This is a genomic window from Nonomuraea sp. NPDC003804 (genome assembly GCF_040610675.1).
Taxonomy (GTDB): domain Bacteria; phylum Actinomycetota; class Actinomycetes; order Streptosporangiales; family Streptosporangiaceae; genus Nonomuraea.
This window is the reverse complement of the sequence record NZ_JBEXMT010000006.1, coordinates 85931-102791: the sequence shown is the minus strand read 5'-3', so window position 1 is coordinate 102791 and position 16861 is coordinate 85931. Positions and strand designations below refer to the sequence as shown.

Below are 16861 nucleotides of genomic sequence, written 5' to 3'. Positions count from 1 at the left end.
TCAACAATGTAGCAACGGGGTGATGCCCGTGGAAGCCCCCCACAACGCCGAGGGCCCGGCGGACGCGGGTAGGCGTCCGCCGGGCCCTTCAGCGGGTCAGCGGGGGTGGCTCAGCCGCAGTGGCTCCAGCCGCTCTTCCACGACAGCGTGCCCCAGGAGCCGCCCCAGATCACGCACTTCTTGACCGCCGCCAGCCGCACCGGCCCGGCGTAGGCGGTGTACGAACCGGGGTTGGCGCCGCTGGCGCCGCCCTGCACCTGGAGGACGGCGTTCATCGACACCTTGGCGGGCACCACGTACTTGGACATGGTGATCACGCAGTTCTTGCCCGCGCTGGTGTTGTACAGCAGGTAGACCGTGGCCTTCGTGCCCAGCGCGTGCGAGTTGATCACCTTGTAGCCCGCGCCGCAGACGCCGGTCGCCGTGTAGGGGTTCGGCTTCGGCGACGGGCTCGGCTTCACCGTCGGCTTCACCGTGGTCGTGGGCTTCACGGTGGGCTTCACCGTGGGCCTGGCGGTCGGCTTGGTGCTGGGCTGGCCGTAGGCGACGCCGGTCGTCGGCTCCGTCAACCCCGTCGGGTCGGGGTCGGGGTCGACCAGGCCGGTGCTCTTGGTCGGTTTGGCCGTCGGCCTCTTCCTGGTCGGCTCCGCCGTCGGCCGCGGCTGCTGGCGCTGGGTGGGAGGCGCCGTGGCGTGCGGCACCGTGGTGTGCGGCACCGACACCGACGGCACGTCCCGCTCCTTCGGCCCGGACACGGTCGCCTCGGGCCCGGGCGTGGCCTCCACCAGCTCGGGGATGACGTCGGTTTCGGTCGGCTGCGCGTCGGGCGGCAGCACGTCGGTGGGCGCCACGGTGGTGTCCTGCCCCGGCTGGTTCGGGCCCGCCTGGTTCCTGGCCGCCGGGTCCTGGTCGGTCCCGCTGGCGGGGGAGTCCACCGCGACCAGCTCCGCCGGGACCGCCTTGCCGGCGTTCGCCCACACGACGGTGCCGCCCAGCAGGAGCGCGCCGGCGGCGGCGGCCGACAGCGCCACGGTCACGGTGCGGCGGCGGGCGCTCGGGCCGCCGGAGGGCGCCGTGTCGCCGGACGGCGGGCGCTGGCCGGGGACGGCGGTGCCGGGCGGGGGAGCGCCGGGCGCGAAGGGCTGCGGCGGCACGGCGGGGCCACCAGGCGGCACCGGCGGGCCCCCGGGCGCGCCGGGCGGCGGCACGGGCTGGCCGCCGACCGGGGCGGGCTGTCCACCGACGGGGGCGGCCTGGCCGCCGGCCGGTGCCGCGGGGTGCGCGGCGGGCTGTCCGGGTTGTCCGGGCTGTCCAGGCTGGGGGAACGGCGGCGGCAGCGTGCTGCCGGTCTGGTGGACCCCGAGCGCCGTCTCGCCGGTCGTCTGGCCGGTGAGACGCGCGACCAGCTGCTCGGCCGTGGGCCGCAGCGAGGGGTCCTTGGACAGGCAGGCCGCCACGAGGCCGCCGAGCACCCCGTCCAGCCCGCTGATCTCCGGTTCCTCGTTCAGGATCCGGTTCATGACCACGGGGATGGAGTCGGAGCCGAAGGCGGGCTTGCCCGTCGCCGCGAACACCATCGTGACGCCCCAGGCGAACACGTCGGCCGCCTCCGAGACCGGCGCTCCGCTCAGCTGCTCGGGGGCGAGGTAGGCCGGCGTGCCCATGGCCATGCCCGTGGCCGTCGCGCCCGGGGAGTCCAGGGCGCGGGCGATGCCGAAGTCGATCACCACGGGGCCCTCCGGCCCCATGAGCACGTTCGCGGGCTTGAAGTCGCGGTGCAGGATGCCCGCGCGGTGGATGGCCGCCAGGGCGGTGGCCGTGCTGATGCCCAGCCGCTCGAGGGCCGCGCCCCTGCGCGGTCCCTCCTGGTCGACCAGTTGCCGCAGGGACGGCCCCGGCACGTAGTCCGTCACGATGTACGGCCGGCTGCCCTCCAGATCGGCGTGCAGCACGGGCGCGGTGCAGAACCGGGCCACCCGCTGCGCCACCGCAACCTCGCGCAGGAACCTCGTGCGCGCGTCGGCGTCGGCCACCAGCGCGTTGTGCAGGAGCTTGACCGCCACCTGCTCGCCTGCCGGGCCCTTGCCCAGGTAGACCACGCCCTGCCCGCCCTCGCCGAGCCGCGCGGTGATCTCGAACACACCCAGCCGACGCGGGTCGTCAGCCGCCAACGGCTGGAACTGTGTCACGTCGAACCCCCGTATTCCGTCATAGGTGGGGCAAAACGTTATCAGTGTGGTTCGTGGGTCGTCCCCCGGGTTTGACGATGTGTCCGGATTGCGATCGACTGGGCGCAGTCAGAGGCCGGCACGAACTCCGTACCGGCCTCCACCTCGCAGGTCACGCCCCGCCCGGCGTCCGGCGCGACGACGCTCAGATCGCCTTGCCCGGGTTGAGGATGCCGAGCGGGTCGAAGACCTGCTTGATGCCCTTCTGCACCTCGGTCACGACCGGGCCGGCCTCCAGCCCGAGCCAGCGCCGCTTCAGCAGCCCGACGCCGTGCTCGCCGGTCAGCGTGCCGCCGAGCTCCAGCGCCGCCTTGAACACCTCGTCGGCCGCCGCCCACACGTTGGCGGGCGGCTCCAGCGTGCCGTGCTCGAAGATGAAGACGGGGTGCAGGTTGCCGTCGCCCGCGTGGGCCACCGTGCAGATCATCACGTCGTGGCGCGCGGCCGCCGCCTCGACCGCCGTGATCATGTCGGGCAGCTTCGACCGCGGCACGCACACGTCCTCCACCAGGCAGGCGCCGAGGCGCTCCTTGGCCTCGTAGGCCATGCGCCTGATCCCGATGAGGTCCTCGGTCTCCTCGGGCGAGGACGACACCGCCACGAACGAGGCGCCGTTCGCCTCGCACAACTCCTGCATCACCGCCGCCATCGCCTGGCCGTCGGAGGCGTCCGACTGGCCGATCAGCATGGCCTGGGTGGCGTCCTCGAGGCCGATGTTGCGCCAGTCGTCGATCGCCTTCAGCGTGGCCCGGTCCAGCAGCTCCATCAGGGACGGCTGGCAGCCGGCCGCGATGATCGCCGAGACCGCCGCGGCGGCGTCGCGCAGCGAGCCGAACTCCGCGGCGATCGTCGCCGGCGGGGCGATCGGGGCACGGCGCAGCCGTACCGTCGCCGAGGTGATGACGCCGAGGGTGCCCTCCGAGCCGACGAACAGGCCGGTCAGGTCGTAGCCCGTGACGCCCTTGACGGTGCGGCGGCCGGTGTTGAGTATCCGGCCGTCGGCCAGCACCACCTCGAGCCCGAGCGCGGAGTCGCGGGTCACGCCGTACTTCACGCAGCGCAGCCCGCCCGCGTTGGTGGCCAGGTTGCCGCCGATGGTCGAGATCTCGTAGGAGGAGGGGTCGGGCGCGTACATCAGCCCGTGCTGCCTGGCCGCCCTGTCGAGGTCCGCGGTGATCACGCCGGGCTCGACGACGGCGATCTCGTCGGCGGGGTTCAGCTCGCGGATCGCGGTCATCCGGGCCAGCGACAGCACGATCGAGCCCTCGCTGGCGGTGGCCGCGCCCGCCAGGCCGGTGCCGGCGCCGCGCGGCACGACGGGCACCCGGTGCTCGGTGGCCCACCGCATGGTGGTCACGACGTCGTCGCGGCAGGTGGCCAGAACCACCCCGAGAGCCTTGCCAGGCTCGAGGAACGTGCGGTCGCGTGCGTAGGAGTCGACCACGTCGGGGTCGGTCAGCACCCTTCCCTCGGGAAGGCTCTTCACAAGTGCCTCAATCACGTTGAGGACTTTACGGCCCGATTTGCGCCAGCCGTACGTCAGGGCCAGACTGCCCGGATGGATCTGTCCTGTCCGGAGTGCGGCTCTGCCGACAGGGTGACGTCGGTGCCGGGGGCCGTGGCCGAGGGCACGAGCTTCCACCTCGGGCGCGCCAGCATGCCCAAGGAACGCGCCGTCGTCGACCTTCCCGCCGCCTCGCTCATCGGCACCAGGAAGCACCCCATGACCAGGACACAGCTGGCGGTGTGGCTGTCCTTCCCTGCCAGGCACGAGGTGCCCCGCGCCCGCCACCAGGGTTACGTCATGCTCGGCTTCGCCGCGCTGGCGCACGTGGTGCTCGCGCTGACCCTGGCCATGACCGAGAAGACGAACCCGCTGGTGGACCTGCTGGGGCCGTTCTGTGTGACGGGCGTCTTCTGGTGGTTCGGGCTGATGTTCGTCCTCGGCGCGCACGGCGCGCGCAAACGCGACCAGGCCGAGGCGCCGGCCCGCGAGCAGGCGCTTCTGGTGTGGCAGGAGCTCTACTACTGCTCGCGGGACAACGTCGCCTTCGAGCCGGGGGTCGGCGTCGCCTTCCACCCGAGCGAGACCCGTGAGTACATCTTCGGCTTCAGGTACGGCAGGCGTCCCCGCACCTGAAGCCCGAAGCGGCCGTCAGCCGCGCGCCAGCAGCTTCTCGGTCGCGACCAGCCGGACGCACACGGTCAGGCCGGTGATCGCCTCCTCCAGCTCCGCCAGGTCGGGGTAGGTGGGGGCGATGCGGATCGTGCGGTCGGCCGGGTCGTCGCCGTAGGGGTGCGTCGCCCCGGCAGGGGTGAGCGCGATGCCCGCCGCCTTCGCCTTGGCGACGACCTCGCGGGCGCAGCCCTCGGGCACGTCCAGGCTGATGAAGTAGCCGCCCGTGGGCGCCGACCAGGTGGCCAGGTCCGTGCCGCCCAGCTCCTTGGTGAGGATCCTGTCGACGGTCTCGAACTTCGGCCAGACCAGCTCGGCGTGCCTGCGCATGTGCGCGGCCAGGCCCTCGGCGTCGCGCAGGAACTCCACGTGGCGCAGCTGGTTCATCTTGTCCGGGCCGATGCTCTGCTTCGACAGGTTGCCGAGGTACCAGGCGACGTTGGCCGGCGAGGAGCCGAAGAAGGCCACGCCGCTGCCGGCCAGGCTCACCTTGGAGGTCGAGCCGTAGACGAAGGCGCGGTCGGGGTTGCCGTGCTCCTCGCACAGCGCCAGCAGGTCGGCCAGTTCGGCGGGCGTGTCGGTGAGGTGGTGCACCGCGTAGGCGTTGTCCCAGAAGATGCGGAAGTCGGGCGCGGCGGCCGGCATCGCGGCCAGGCGGCGCACGGTCTCGTCGCTGTAGGTGACGCCCGAGGGGTTGCTGTACTTGGGCACGCACCAGATGCCCTTGACCCGCGGGTCGTCGGCGACCAGCCGCTCGACGGCGTCCATGTCGGGGCCCTCAGCGGTCAGCGGCACCTGGACCATCCTGATGCCGAAGCGCTCGCACAGCGCGAAGTGCCGGTCGTAGCCCGGCACCGGGCACAGGAAGACGATCTCCTCCTCGTCCGCCCACCGGCGCGTCGCCCCCGGCAGCACGCTGAGCATCGAGAAGACGATCGTGTCGTGCATCATCGCCAGGCTGGAGTTGCCGCCCGCGAGCAGTTGCGCGGCGGGCACCTGCAGCGCCCCGGCGAACAGCTCGCGCACCTCGGCCAGGCCCTGCAGGTTGCCGTAGTTGCGGCAGTCGCTGCCGTCGGCCGCCAGGTGCGTCGAGGGCAGACCGGTCATCCCGTCGGCCAGGTCGAGCTGGTGCGGTGAGGGCTTGCCCCTGGTCAGGTCGAGCTTCAGGCCCCGCCGCACGAGGGTGTCGTAGTCGCTGGCGGCCTGCTCGCGCTGCGCGGTCAGCTCGTCGAGGGTCACGGGATGTTCCTTCCTAGGCTGGGACAACGAACAATAGTGGGTGTCGAAACGATAACGGCGCACCAGCCCGGTCACCGGGTCAGCCGCCACAGCGAGGTCACCTCGGCGGCGCGCGCCGCGTGCAGCGGGTCGGCGGCGTCGGCGGCGCGCCGGTGGCGCGGCCGGGCCTCCAGTCGTCCCGCCACCCGCAGGCCCGCGCCGTCGAACGCGGCCAGCAGCTCCCGCCTGGTGCGCAGGCCCAGGTGCTCGGCCAGGTCGGACAGGATCAGCCAGCCCTCCCCGCCCGGTGACAGGTGCCCGGCCAGGCCGCTGAGGAAGCCGTCGAGCATCCGCCCGTCCCCGTCGTAGACGGCGTGGTCGAGCGCGGTGCGCGGCGTGGCGGGCAGCCACGGCGGGTTGCAGACCACCAGCGGGACCCTGCCCTCGGGGAACAGCGAGCGCCTGCCGACCTCGACCCTGTCACCGAGGCCGAGGCGGTCCAGGTTGTCGCGGGCGCAGGCCACCGCCCGCTCGTCCATGTCGGTGGCCACCACCCGCCGGACGCCGCGCACGGCCAGCACGGCGGCCAGCACGCCGGTGCCGGTGCCGACGTCGAACGCGGCCGTCCGCGAGGGCAGCGGCGCGCGGGCCACCAGGTCCACGTACTCGCCGCGGACAGGGGAGAAGACGCCGTAGTGCGGGTGGATCCGGGCGCCGAGCGCGGGCACCGGCACGCCCTTCACGCGCCACTCGTGCGCGCCGATCACGCCGAGCAACTCGGTGAGGGGTACCAGCGCGGGGCCCGCGGGGCGGCCGTAGGCCTCCGCGCACGCCTGCCGTACGTCGGGGGCCCGGCGCAGGGGGACCGACAGGTCGGCGGCCAACGGCACCAGCAGCCTGGCCAGCAGGCGGGCCCTGGCGGCGCGCGCCGGCCGGTACTCGTGGAAACCGGCGGGCGCCGTGCGGCCCATGTCGGCGCGGCGGGCCAGGGCCCGCAGCAACTGCCTGGCGTTGTGGTAGTCGCCCCGCCACACCAGCCCGGTGCCCTCACGGGCCAGGCGGTAGGCGGTGCGGGCGTTCATCGTGTCGTCGGCGGGCACCAGGACGGCGGGCGGCGGCTCGGGCGAGCGCCATCCCGCCGCCCGGAGGCGGCCGTCCTCGGTCCAGTGGACGTCGAGCATCGCGTGCTCCTCTTGATCGATGGGAGATGTCGATGAAGAGCACTTCGACGCGGAGGGGACGGGTCAGCGGGTCACGGACCTCCGCGAGGAAGCGCGAGCCGCGGCGTCACCGAGAACACTGCCCAGCACGGCGAACGACATGATCAACCTCCTTGGGGTCCGTCTCATGCTAGCCGTGCCCGTGCCCGTGCCCGTGCCCGTGGTCCGGTCCAGCGGTTACGTCGTGTTGCCCATGCCCGTGCCCGTGGCCGACGAGCGCGGCGGGCCGGCCCGCGGGCACCAGGGCGATCGCCGCGGCGGCCGCGACGGCCGCCGCGCCCGCGCACCAGGCCAGCGCCGAGGGGAAGCCGCCCACAGCGAGGCTGGAGACCAGGGCGACCCCGATCGAGCCGCCCAGCTCGTGGAAGGTGTTGATCACCCCCGAGGCCACGCCCGCCTCGCCGGGCGGGACGTTGGCCATGGTCGTCGCCGTCGCGGTGACGAAGGCGGGGCCGATCCCGAAGGCGGCGACCACGAATCCCGGCAGCAGCGTGGTGAGGACGCCCGCCTCGGGCGAGACGCGGCTCATGAGGGCCGCGCCCGCCGCGGTGAGCACGAAGGCGCCCACCGCGACCGGACGGCCGCCCACCCTGCCGATCAGCCGTCCGCCCAGGTGCGCGCCGAGCGTGATCGCGATCGCCACCGGCAGGAACAGCAGGCCCGTCTCCAGCGCGCCGTACCCCAGCTCCCGCTGCAGGTAGAGCGAGCTGAGGAAGAACAGCCCGAGCATCAGGCCCGTCGCCGTCAGCATGACGAACGTGCCCGACAGCACCGGGCGCCTGGCCAGCGTCGCCGCGCGCATGAGCGGCGCCGCGGACACCCGCTCCACCCACACGAACGCCGCGTAGAGGGCGGCGGAGGCGGCCAGCCACAGCCCCGCCGTCCCCCATCCGGCCTCGCCCGCGGCGACCAGCCCGTAGATGAGCAGCGCCGTCGCGGCGGTGACCAGCAGCGCGCCGGGCACGTCCAGCCGTCGCCCGGCCGGGCGGGCGGGCGCGGACGCCGGCAGCACGGCGGGCAGGGCGGCCAGGACGGCCAGGCCGACAGGCACGTTCACGAAGAACGCCCAGGCCCACCCGGGACCGGCGGTCAGCAGGCCGCCGAGCAGCACGCCCACGGCGGCGCCCGTGCCGCCGATGGCGGCCCACACCGCCAGCGCCCTGGTACGGCGCTCGCCGTGGAAGGCGGTGGTGATGACGGCCAGCGCGGCGGGCGACAGCAGCGCCGCGCCGACCCCCTGCAGCGCGCGCCCGGCGATCAGCGGGCCGCCGCCGGGCGCCAGCCCGCACAGCAGCGAGGCCAGCGTGAAGACGGCGAGCCCGGTCATGAGCGTCCGCCGGGCGCCGAAGGTGTCGGCGAGCCGGCCGCCGAGGACCATCAGCCCGCCGAAGCACAGGGTGTACGTCGTGACGACCCAGGTCAGCGCCTCGCGGCCGAGCTCCAGGTCGGCCCCGATGGACGGCAGCGCCACCTGCACGACGGTGATGTCGATGATCAGCATGAACTGGGCCAGGCAGAGCAGGACCAGCAGCATGGGGGAACCCCTCTCCGCTAACTCGTACAGTAGTGTTCGAGTTATGAGGCAAGCATACGGAGGGCGGGTATGTCCAGCGGGATGTCAGGCGGCGAGCACCGAGCGGAGCGTCCTGGTCAGCACATCCGCCGCGACCTCACGCGGCAGGCGGCCCGCCTCGATCTCGCCCGCCGCGTTGTGCAGCAGCGCGAAGAACGTCGTGACCAGCCACGACAGCGGCAGGTCGGTGCGGAAGGCGCCCTCGTCCATGCCGCGCTCGACCAGCCGCTCCACCCGGGCGAGCGGCCTGCCGTGGCGCTCGCGGATGCGCTCGGCCGGCAGCGCCCTGTCGGCCGCCACGAACAGGCGGCGGTGCCGGTCGAGGATCTCCCACGAGGAGCCGATCAGCCTGTCCATCGCCTGCGCGGCGGGCAGGGCGTCGAGTTCGAGGCCGGACAGCGCCGCCTCGGCGTTGTCGACGGCCTCCTGCAGGACGGCGTCGACCAGCGACTCCCTGGAGGGGAAATGGCCGTAGAGCGTGACCCTGCCGACGCCCGCCTCCTTGGCGATCTCCGCCACGCTGACGTTCGGGTCGGCGCTCAGCAGCCGCGCGGCCGCGGCCAGGATCGCCGCGATGTTGCGCTCGGCGTCGGCCCTGCGCGGCGAGCCCGCCTTTCCCGGTGTCTTCCCCGTCGTCGTCCCCATGGTCAAACTGTAGGACCCGGCGTACGCCGCGCCCGACGGTCGTCGCGTTCGCGACCCTGATGGAAATGACCGCATGGAGACGACCGCCATGGAGACGACCGCCATGGAGACGACCGCCGGGGCGGGGCAGCCTCGGGGCGGGGCGCCGCCGATCGCTGTCCGGCTGATGCCCTGGCCGGCGGCACGAGGGCCGGCGAGGCCGTCAGGCGATGTCCCCGGGCGCCCGCCACCAGGTGCTCGACGAGACCGGCCCGGACGGGGCGCCGGCCGAGGTCGCCGCGTTCATGACCGGGCACTGGAAAGAGGCGCGGTCAAAAGGGGCGCGGTCAGTGGCAAGGCGCATGGGAGGAGACGCGTTCATCGATCGGGCGCCCGGGAGGAGGCGCGGTCGGTGGCCGGGCGCCCGGGAGGAGGCGCGGTCAGTGGGTGGCGAAGTCCGTCCGGCCCTGCCAGGGGGTGACGGGCAGGCCGGTGATGCCGGCGTCGGCCGCGAACAGCCCCCCGCCCGCGGTCGTGACGACCAGGGTGGTGCCGACGAAGGCCGCGCTGGAGGTCTTCGGCGCGCCGACCTTCACCGCGCCGAGCAGCCGCCCGCCGGGTGAGTACCGGCGGACCTCGCCGACACCCCAGACCGCGATCCACAGGTTGCCCTCGACGTCGACCGCCATGCCGTCGGGCAGCCCGTCGTTCACCTCGAAGGCCACCGCGCGCGGGCCGACGCGGCCCGACTCCACGTCGTACGGCTGCGCCCACACCACGCCCGGGATGCTGTCCACGTGGTACATCGTCCGCCCGTCGGGCGACCAACCGAGGCCGTTGGAGACGGTCAGGCCGTCGGCCGGCATGCTCACCGTGCCGTCGAGCTCCAGCCGGTAGAGCCGTTCCTGGCCCTGCCGGTCGTCCTTGGCGAGGCTGCCGGCGAGGAAGCGCCCCGCCGGATCGCACCGGCCGTCGTTGAGCCGGCTGGCCACCCCTTCCGGCAGCACCCTCGGCCCCATCGTGATCCGCTCGCCGATCGTGGCGAAGCCGTCCCGGGCCGCGACCAGCAGGGAGCCGTCGGCGGCCGGCGTGACCGCGCCCACGGTGCCCGGCAGGGTGTGCGTCCTGGCCACCCGCAGGTCGCCGGCCGTGAAAGCGCCCTCCAGGACCCTGCCGGTCGGGATGTCGACCCAGAGCAGCCGCTCGGCCGCGGGGTCCCACAGCGGCCCCTCGGCCAGCTCGTAGGTCTCGGTGGACAGCCGGTCGGCGATCATCGCAGCTCCTTCACGATGGCGTGGATGTCGGGCAGCGCCTCCACCAGGGAGGTCAGCGGGGTGCGGTAGGCCAGCGCGCTGACGCTGACCGCTCCGCTCGGCGTGGTCGCGGAGGTCAGGAAGGCGGGGACGGCCACGCAGGTGACGCCCTCCTCGTTCTCCTGGTCGTCGAGCGCGTGGCCGCGCTCGCGCACCGCCGCCAGCTCCGCGCACAGCTCGGCGAGGCCGGTCCTGGTGCGTGCGGTGCGGCGCTCCAGCGGGGCCGCGCGCGCCCAGGCCGCCACCGCGGCGTCGTCGGGCAGCGTCCAGGCCAGCAGCAGCTTGCCGACGCCGGTGCTGTGGGCCGGGTTGCGGCCGCCGACGGTGGAGGTGAGCCGCACCGGGCCGGACGGCGGATCCACCTTGGCCCGGTGGACGACCTCGTGCCCGTCGAGCACCGCGTAGTGCGCGGTCTCGCCGAAGCGGGCCGCCAGCCGCTCCAGCGCCGGCCTGATCCTGACGTGGTCGGGCCGCGCCTCGTGGTGGGTGAAGGCGAGCCTCAGGAACTCGTCGCCCAGCAGGTAGCGGCCCCGGCCGTCCTGGACGGCGAGCCCCGCGCGGCGCAGCGCGGCCAGCGCCCGGTGCGCGGTGGGCTTGGGGCTGCCGACCGCCCTGGCCATCTCCTCCAGCCCGACACCCTCGGGCCGCTCGGCCAGCAGCCGCAGGACCGCCAGCACCCGGTCGGCGCCGACGAGGCGGTCTTCACCTGGTGGCGTTCCAGGGTCGATCATGTTCCGAAGATTAGACCAGTGTTCCGATTGATGGAAGACGGCCGCCGCGACGGTCATCAGCCCCAGGTCCGCCGGAGTCGCGCGGAGGGTGTGTCGTCACGCATCCCCCGTGACCGCCGGGGTAGTGAGGAAGCCCAGGTCAGCACGACCACGAGAAAAACGAGCAGATGGCTTCCGGTACGGCGGGCATTGGCGTCAAATGGAGTGATCGGGGCAACACTCCGCGTGGAGGGGGAGCAACCGTGACGACAGTTCGCGAGACCTCGATGCAGCAGGTCAGACGACGCCACACGGGCACCGTCATCGCCGCGTGGCTCTCGACGACCGACCACAAGGTCATCGGGTACCTCTACCTGATCACCTCGTTCGTCTTCTTCCTCGTCGCCGGCGTCATGGCCATGATCATCCGGGCCGAGCTGGCCCAGCCGGGCCTGGAGTTCGTCACCCAGCAGATGTACAACCAGCTGTTCACCATGCACGGCACGATCATGCTGCTGCTGTTCGCCACGCCGCTGTTCGCCGGGTTCGCCAACGTCATCATGCCGCTGCAGATCGGTGCGCCCGACGTGGCCTTCCCGCGGCTGAACGCCGTGGCGTACTGGCTGTTCCTGTTCGGCGGCATCATCGTGCTGGCCGGCTTCGCCACCCCCGGCGGCGCGGCCGACTTCGGCTGGTTCGCCTACGCCCCGCTGTCCACCGCGACGTTCTCGCCGAGCCCCGGCGGCGACCTGTGGATCATGGGCCTGGCGATGTCCGGGCTCGGCACGATCCTCGGCTCGGTCAACTTCATCACCACCATCATCGGCATGCGCGCCCCCGGCATGACGATGTTCAGGATGCCGCTGTTCACCTGGAACACGCTGCTGACCAGCATGCTCGTGCTCATGGCCTTCCCGGTGCTGGCCGCCGCGCTGCTCGTGCTGGAGTCCGACCGCAAGCTCGGCACCCACGTCTTCGCCCCCGAGACCGGTGGCGCGATGCTGTGGCAGCACCTGTTCTGGTTCTTCGGCCACCCGGAGGTCTACATCATCGCGCTGCCGTTCTTCGGCATCGTCACCGAGGTCATCCCGGTCTTCAGCCGCAAGCCCATCTTCGGCTACATCGGCCTGGTAGGGGCCACCATCGCCATCGCGGGCCTGTCGATGACCGTGTGGGCGCACCACATGTTCGCGACCGGCCAGGTCCTGCTGCCGTTCTTCTCGTTCATGACGTTCCTCATCGCCGTGCCCACGGGGGTGAAGTTCTTCAACTGGATCGGCACCATGTGGCGCGGCCATCTGAGCTTCGAAACCCCCATGCTCTTCGCGATCGGCTTCCTCGTCACGTTCCTGCTCGGCGGGCTGACCGGCGTCATCCTCGCCTCCCCGCCGCTGGACTTCCAGATCAGCGACAGCTACTTCGTCGTCGCCCACTTCCACTACGTGGTCTTCGGCACCGTCGTGTTCGCCATGTTCGCCGGCTTCTACTTCTGGTGGCCCAAGATGACCGGGCGGATGCTCGACGACCGGCTCGGCAAGGTGCACTTCTGGACGCTGTTCATCGGCTTCCACACCACCTTCCTCGTCCAGCACTGGCTGGGCATGGTCGGCTTCCCCCGCCGCTACGCCGACTACAGCCCCACCGACGGCTTCACCACCCTGAACCTCATCTCGTCGGTGGGCGCCTTCCTGCTCGGGGCCTCCACGTTGCCGTTCCTCTACAACGTCTGGAAGACCTGGCGCACCGCGCCCAAGGTCACCATCGACGACCCGTGGGGCTACGGCGGCTCGCTGGAATGGGCGACCTCCTGCCCGCCGCCCCGGCACAACTTCGTGAGCATCCCGCAGATCCGTTCCGAACGGCCCGCCTTCGACCTGCACTACCCGCGCGTGGCCGCGCAGTCTCGCCAGGTCGACGAGGTCCGGGCGGCCGAGCTGGGCGCCGAGGAACGCGGGCCCGGCGGCCCGCCATGACGTGGCGGGCCGTACCAGATCGGGGCTGGCCCGATCCCCGGCCCGGTGCTTACGTGGAAAAGGACGTTTCGCCAATCTAGGGAGATCGGCGATGACAGGTACACGCACTCCCTTCAGTCCGGAGACCGCGCCCTGCGGCCGTGAGTCCGGCGGTGAACGGCTGGTCGACGACGACGGCTACGGCCTGGTGATCAAGGACCAGTACTTCGACTGCGGATGCCGCAGGATCCGGCACGAGTATCACGACGGCAGCATCCACCTCAGCGTCATCCGCCACGACGGCAGGCGCATCCGGGATCAGGACCAGCCCGACCACGGGAGCTGACACATGATCGACGTGCTCATTGTCGGGGGAGGCGGGGCCGGTCTGCGGGCGGCGATCGCGGTCGCCGAGACCGACCCCTCGTTGACGGTGGCGGTCGTGTCGAAGGTCTACCCCATGCGCAGCCACACGGTCTCGGCCGAGGGCGGCGCGGCCGGGGTGATCGGCATCGGAGACACCCTCGACGAGCACGCCTACGACACAGTCTCGGGTGGCGACTGGCTGTGCGACCAGGACGCGGTGGAGGCGTTCGTCGCCGAGGCGCCGCGCGAGCTCATCCGGCTCGAGCACTGGGGCTGCCCGTGGAGCAGGGAGCCCGACGGGCGCGTGGCGGTCCGGCCGTTCGGCGGCATGAAGCGCCTGCGCACCTGGTACGCCGCCGACAAGACCGGCTTCCACCTGCTCCACACTCTCTTCCAGACCACGCTGAAGTACCAGGAGATCGTCAGGTACGACGAGTGGTACGTCACCCGGCTCATCGTCGACGACGGCCGCGTCCACGGCGTGGTCGCCATCGAGATCAGGACGGGCCGGGTCGAGACGATCGCGGCCAGGACCGTCATCCTGGCCACCGGCGGCTGCGGGCGGGTCTTCCCGTTCACCACCAACGCGGCGATCAAGACGGGCGACGGCATGTCGCTGGCCTACCGGGCGGGCGCGCCGCTGAAGGACATGGAGTTCGTCCAGTACCACCCGACCGGCCTGCCGTTCACCGGGATCCTCATCACCGAGGCGGCCCGCGCCGAGGGCGGCTGGCTGGTCAACAAGGACGGCTACCGCTACCTGCAGGACTACGACCTCGGGCAGCCCACCGACACGCCCCGGCTGCGCAGCATGGAGCTCGGCCCCCGCGACCGCCTCTCGCAGGCCTTCGTCGGCGAGCAGGAAAGGGGCCGCACCGCCGAGACGCCCTACGGCCCCGTCGTCTACCTGGACCTGCGCCACCTCGGCGAGGCGAAGATCGAGGCGCGGATCCCGTTCGTCAGGGAGCTGTGCAGGTGCTACCAGAACCTCGACCCCGCCACCGACCTGATCCCGGTCCGGCCCGTCGTGCACTACATGATGGGCGGCGTCCACACCGACCTCGACGGCGCCACCCCGATCGCGGGCCTGTTCGCGGCGGGGGAGACGGCGTGCGTGAGCATCAACGGGGCCAACCGGCTCGGCTCCAACTCGCTGCCCGAGATCCTCGTCTTCGGCGCGCGGGCGGGCGCGGCGGCGGCCAGGTTCGCCGCAGCCCACCGCGACGGCGAGGCCGCGGCCGTCCGCGGCCAGGGGGAGGACGAGCGGCGGCGGCTGCGGCGCGCGCTGGACGGCGGCGGCACCGGGCCGAGGATCGCCGACCTGCGCGAGGAGATGCAGCAGACGCTGGAGGGCGCGGCGGGTATCTACCGGACGGGCGAGACGCTCGCCAAGGCGGCGCAGACGCTGGCGTCGCTGCGGGAACGCGCGGTGGACGCCCGGGTGGACGACGACAGCACCACGTTCAACACCGAGCTGCTCTCGCTGCTCGAGCTGCACGCGATGCTCGACGTCGCCGAGACGATCGTGGCGTGCGCGCTCGGCAGGACCGAGTCCAGAGGCGCGCACCAGCGGCTCGACTTCCCGGCCCGCGACGACGCGCAGTTCCTGGCCCACTCCCTGGTCCAGCGCGCGCCGTCCGGCCTGCCGTCGGTCGGCCTGCTGCCCGTCACGCTCACCCGCTGGCCGCCCGGCCGGCGGGTGTACGGCCGTGACTGAGCCACCGGTGGCGGAAAGACGGGGCGGCAAAAGACGGGCGATTGAAGACGGGGCGACGAAGAAGGGGCGATGGGGAAGGGAGGCCGATGAGCATCAGGTCGAGCCAGGAGCCGGCGCCGGCCGGCGGCGACGGCACGCAGGACACAGCGCAGGACACAGCGCAGGACACAGCGCGGGAAACCGGGCCGGACACCGGGCAGCCCGCCGCGCAGGACGCCCCGGCCACGATCAGGCTGGAGATCAGCCGGTACCGCCCCGAACGGGACGAGAAACCGGTGTTCGAGTCCTTCGACGTGCCGATGCGCGACGACTGGGCCGTCCTCGACGGCCTCAACCACGTCAAGGACCGGCTGGACGGCACGCTGACGTTCCGGTGGTCGTGCCGGATGGGCGTGTGCGGATCGTGCGGCATGAACGTCAACGGCAAGCCCAGGCTCACCTGCGGCACCTTCCTCACCGAGTTCGGCGCCGGACCGGTCAGGATCGAGCCGCTCAAGGGCTTCCCCGTCATCCGCGACCTGGTCGTGGAGATCGACGACTTCCTCGCCAAGCTCTCCCACGTGCGGCCCTGGCTGATCAGAGAGGGCGAGGAGCTGCCGCTGACCGCCGAGTACGCCCAGACGCCCGAGCAGCTCGAGGCCTACAAGCAGTACTCGATGTGCATCAACTGCATGCTGTGCTACTCGGCCTGCCCGGTCTACGTGCTCAACCCCGACTTCCTCGGCCCGGCGGCCATCGCGCTCGCCCAGCGCTACAACCTCGACTCGCGCGACCAGGGCGACCGGCTCGACCTGCTCGGCGGCGACGAGGGGGTGTGGGGCTGCACGTTCGTGGGCGAGTGCACCAGGGTCTGCCCCAAGCACGTCGACCCCGCCGAGGCGATCCAGCGCTACAAGGTCACCGCCGCCATGCGGTCGGTCCTGCCGTGGAGCAGGCGATGACGGCCGCCGGCGCCTACCGGCCGCCCCGCGACCGGCTGTGGTTCCTGCGCTCGCGCTCCTACGCGCTCTTCGTCGCCAGGGAACTGACCAGCCTCTTCGTCGCCTGGACGGTCGCCTACCTGCTGCTGCTGGTCGCCGCCGTCACCGGCGGCACGCTGCAGGAGTTCGCCGCCCTGGCCGCGCGGCCGTGGATGATCGCGCTCAACGTGCTGGCCCTGGCCGCCACCGCCTTCCACGCGGTCACCTTCCTCAACCTGGCGCCCAAGGCCACCGTCGTCAGGCTGGACGGCTGGCGGGTGCCCGCCTTCATGATCCAGGGCGGCAACCACACCGCGTGGCTGCTGGTCTCGGCCGTCCTGGCGTGGGCGGTGCTGCGATGAGACGCACGCCGGAGCCGTACCTGTGGCTGCTGTTCAGCGCCGGCGGCGTGGTCGCCGCGCTGCTGCTGCCGGTGCTGGTCCTGCTGTTCGGGGTGCTCATGCCCCTGGGCGTGCTCGACTGGCCGGCGCAGGCGCGGCTCGCCGCCCTGCTCGACCCCCTCCCGGTACGGCTGGCGCTGGTCGTCGTCGTGGCGCTCTGCCTGTCCCACGCCGCCCACCGCATCAGGTTCACCAGTGAGGAGATCCTCGGCATCGCCAGGTTCGACCGCGCCCTCGCGGTCGCCTGCTACGGCGCCGCGATCGCCGGCACGGTCGTCGCCGCCGTGCTGCTGTTCTGACCGGGCTGTGCTGACATGTGACAGAGCTGTTCTGACGTTGCTTTGCCGCCGGGGGCCGCTCTGAGAGGGCGCCGGCGGCGGCCATGCCGGGATCCCCATGCGCAC

15 protein-coding genes are annotated in these 16861 nt (G+C 72.6%); 7 read left to right on the top strand and 8 right to left on the bottom strand.

Annotated features, from left to right (window positions below; genetic code table 11):
• Positions 1-110: 110 nt before the first annotated feature.
• Both ABZX22_RS10095 and ABZX22_RS10090 read right to left on the bottom strand, forming a co-directional pair.
• The gene (locus tag ABZX22_RS10095) at positions 111-2189 is read right to left on the bottom strand and encodes a protein kinase (RefSeq protein WP_354907290.1); all 2079 of its coding nucleotides are present in this window, start codon (positions 2187-2189) and stop codon (positions 111-113) included.
• Positions 2190-2373: 184 nt separating this feature from the next.
• Entirely contained in the window at positions 2374-3729 is a 1356-nt protein-coding gene (locus ABZX22_RS10090) for an FAD-linked oxidase C-terminal domain-containing protein (RefSeq protein ID WP_354907289.1), read from the bottom strand.
• 57 nt (positions 3730-3786) lie between these two features.
• Here ABZX22_RS10090 and ABZX22_RS10085 point away from each other — a divergent pair, with 57 nt between their 5' ends.
• Complete coding sequence (locus ABZX22_RS10085) at positions 3787-4368, top strand: hypothetical protein (RefSeq protein WP_354907288.1); 582 nt, start codon at positions 3787-3789, stop codon at positions 4366-4368.
• A gap of 15 nt (positions 4369-4383) precedes the next feature.
• Here the strand turns inward: ABZX22_RS10085 and ABZX22_RS10080 are convergent, their stop codons facing one another.
• From ABZX22_RS10080 to ABZX22_RS10055, 6 genes are all read right to left on the bottom strand, one after another.
• On the bottom strand, positions 4384-5643 hold the full coding sequence (locus ABZX22_RS10080) for an aminotransferase class I/II-fold pyridoxal phosphate-dependent enzyme (RefSeq protein WP_354907287.1): 1260 nt from the start codon (positions 5641-5643) through the stop codon (positions 4384-4386).
• 71 nt (positions 5644-5714) lie between these two features.
• Positions 5715-6803 (bottom strand): class I SAM-dependent methyltransferase, encoded by a 1089-nt coding sequence (locus ABZX22_RS10075; protein ID WP_354907286.1) that lies wholly within the window; start codon positions 6801-6803, stop codon positions 5715-5717.
• Positions 6804-6972: 169 nt separating this feature from the next.
• Positions 6973-8376 (bottom strand): MFS transporter, encoded by a 1404-nt coding sequence (locus tag ABZX22_RS10070; protein ID WP_354907285.1) that lies wholly within the window; start codon positions 8374-8376, stop codon positions 6973-6975.
• 84 nt (positions 8377-8460) lie between these two features.
• Positions 8461-9060, bottom strand: coding sequence for a TetR/AcrR family transcriptional regulator (locus ABZX22_RS10065; RefSeq protein ID WP_354907284.1), 600 nt, complete (start codon positions 9058-9060; stop codon positions 8461-8463).
• A gap of 419 nt (positions 9061-9479) precedes the next feature.
• Positions 9480-10313 carry an SMP-30/gluconolactonase/LRE family protein gene (locus ABZX22_RS10060; RefSeq protein WP_354907283.1) on the bottom strand — a complete coding sequence of 278 codons (834 nt, stop codon included), beginning with the start codon at positions 10311-10313 and terminating at the stop codon, positions 9480-9482.
• Positions 10310-11083, bottom strand: a complete 774-nt coding sequence (locus ABZX22_RS10055) for an IclR family transcriptional regulator (RefSeq protein ID WP_354907281.1) — start codon at positions 11081-11083, stop codon at positions 10310-10312. The genes ABZX22_RS10060 and ABZX22_RS10055 overlap by 4 nt, the downstream gene beginning before the upstream one ends.
• A gap of 266 nt (positions 11084-11349) precedes the next feature.
• Between ABZX22_RS10055 and ctaD the strand changes: the two genes are divergently transcribed.
• From ctaD to frdD, 6 genes are all read left to right on the top strand, one after another.
• Entirely contained in the window at positions 11350-13035 is a 1686-nt protein-coding gene (ctaD, locus tag ABZX22_RS10050; RefSeq protein WP_354907503.1) for a cytochrome c oxidase subunit I, read from the top strand.
• A gap of 91 nt (positions 13036-13126) precedes the next feature.
• Complete coding sequence (locus ABZX22_RS10045) at positions 13127-13360, top strand: hypothetical protein (protein WP_354907280.1); 234 nt, start codon at positions 13127-13129, stop codon at positions 13358-13360.
• Between the two features lie 3 nt (positions 13361-13363).
• Entirely contained in the window at positions 13364-15097 is a 1734-nt protein-coding gene (frdA, locus tag ABZX22_RS10040) for a fumarate reductase (quinol) flavoprotein subunit (RefSeq protein WP_354907279.1), read from the top strand.
• Between the two features lie 86 nt (positions 15098-15183).
• Positions 15184-16038, top strand: a complete 855-nt coding sequence (sdhB, locus tag ABZX22_RS10035) for a succinate dehydrogenase iron-sulfur subunit (protein WP_354907278.1) — start codon at positions 15184-15186, stop codon at positions 16036-16038.
• The gene (locus ABZX22_RS10030) at positions 16035-16418 is read left to right on the top strand and encodes a hypothetical protein (protein ID WP_354907276.1); all 384 of its coding nucleotides are present in this window, start codon (positions 16035-16037) and stop codon (positions 16416-16418) included. The genes sdhB and ABZX22_RS10030 overlap by 4 nt, the downstream gene beginning before the upstream one ends.
• Positions 16415-16756: a fumarate reductase subunit FrdD gene (gene frdD, locus ABZX22_RS10025; protein ID WP_354907275.1), complete on the top strand. Its 342-nt coding sequence runs from the start codon at positions 16415-16417 to the stop codon at positions 16754-16756. The genes ABZX22_RS10030 and frdD overlap by 4 nt, the downstream gene beginning before the upstream one ends.
• Positions 16757-16861 lie beyond the last annotated feature (105 nt).

What these genes read in the sequence shown, in the direction of transcription:
- ABZX22_RS10070 (WP_354907285.1), bottom strand. Translation starts at nt 8,376, where the DNA reads ATGCTGCTGGTCCTGCTCTGCCTGGCCCAGTTCATGCTGATCATCGAC.
- ABZX22_RS10045 (WP_354907280.1), top strand. Translation starts at nt 13,127, where the DNA reads ATGACAGGTACACGCACTCCCTTCAGTCCGGAGACCGCGCCCTGCGGC.
- frdA (WP_354907279.1), top strand. Translation starts at nt 13,364, where the DNA reads ATGATCGACGTGCTCATTGTCGGGGGAGGCGGGGCCGGTCTGCGGGCG.
- sdhB (WP_354907278.1), top strand. Translation starts at nt 15,184, where the DNA reads ATGAGCATCAGGTCGAGCCAGGAGCCGGCGCCGGCCGGCGGCGACGGC.
- frdD (WP_354907275.1), top strand. Translation starts at nt 16,415, where the DNA reads ATGAGACGCACGCCGGAGCCGTACCTGTGGCTGCTGTTCAGCGCCGGC.
- ABZX22_RS10055 (WP_354907281.1), bottom strand. Translation starts at nt 11,083, where the DNA reads ATGATCGACCCTGGAACGCCACCAGGTGAAGACCGCCTCGTCGGCGCC.
- ABZX22_RS10030 (WP_354907276.1), top strand. Translation starts at nt 16,035, where the DNA reads ATGACGGCCGCCGGCGCCTACCGGCCGCCCCGCGACCGGCTGTGGTTC.
- ABZX22_RS10075 (WP_354907286.1), bottom strand. Translation starts at nt 6,803, where the DNA reads ATGCTCGACGTCCACTGGACCGAGGACGGCCGCCTCCGGGCGGCGGGA.
- ABZX22_RS10085 (WP_354907288.1), top strand. Translation starts at nt 3,787, where the DNA reads ATGGATCTGTCCTGTCCGGAGTGCGGCTCTGCCGACAGGGTGACGTCG.
- ctaD (WP_354907503.1), top strand. Translation starts at nt 11,350, where the DNA reads ATGCAGCAGGTCAGACGACGCCACACGGGCACCGTCATCGCCGCGTGG.
- ABZX22_RS10060 (WP_354907283.1), bottom strand. Translation starts at nt 10,313, where the DNA reads ATGATCGCCGACCGGCTGTCCACCGAGACCTACGAGCTGGCCGAGGGG.
- ABZX22_RS10065 (WP_354907284.1), bottom strand. Translation starts at nt 9,060, where the DNA reads ATGGGGACGACGACGGGGAAGACACCGGGAAAGGCGGGCTCGCCGCGC.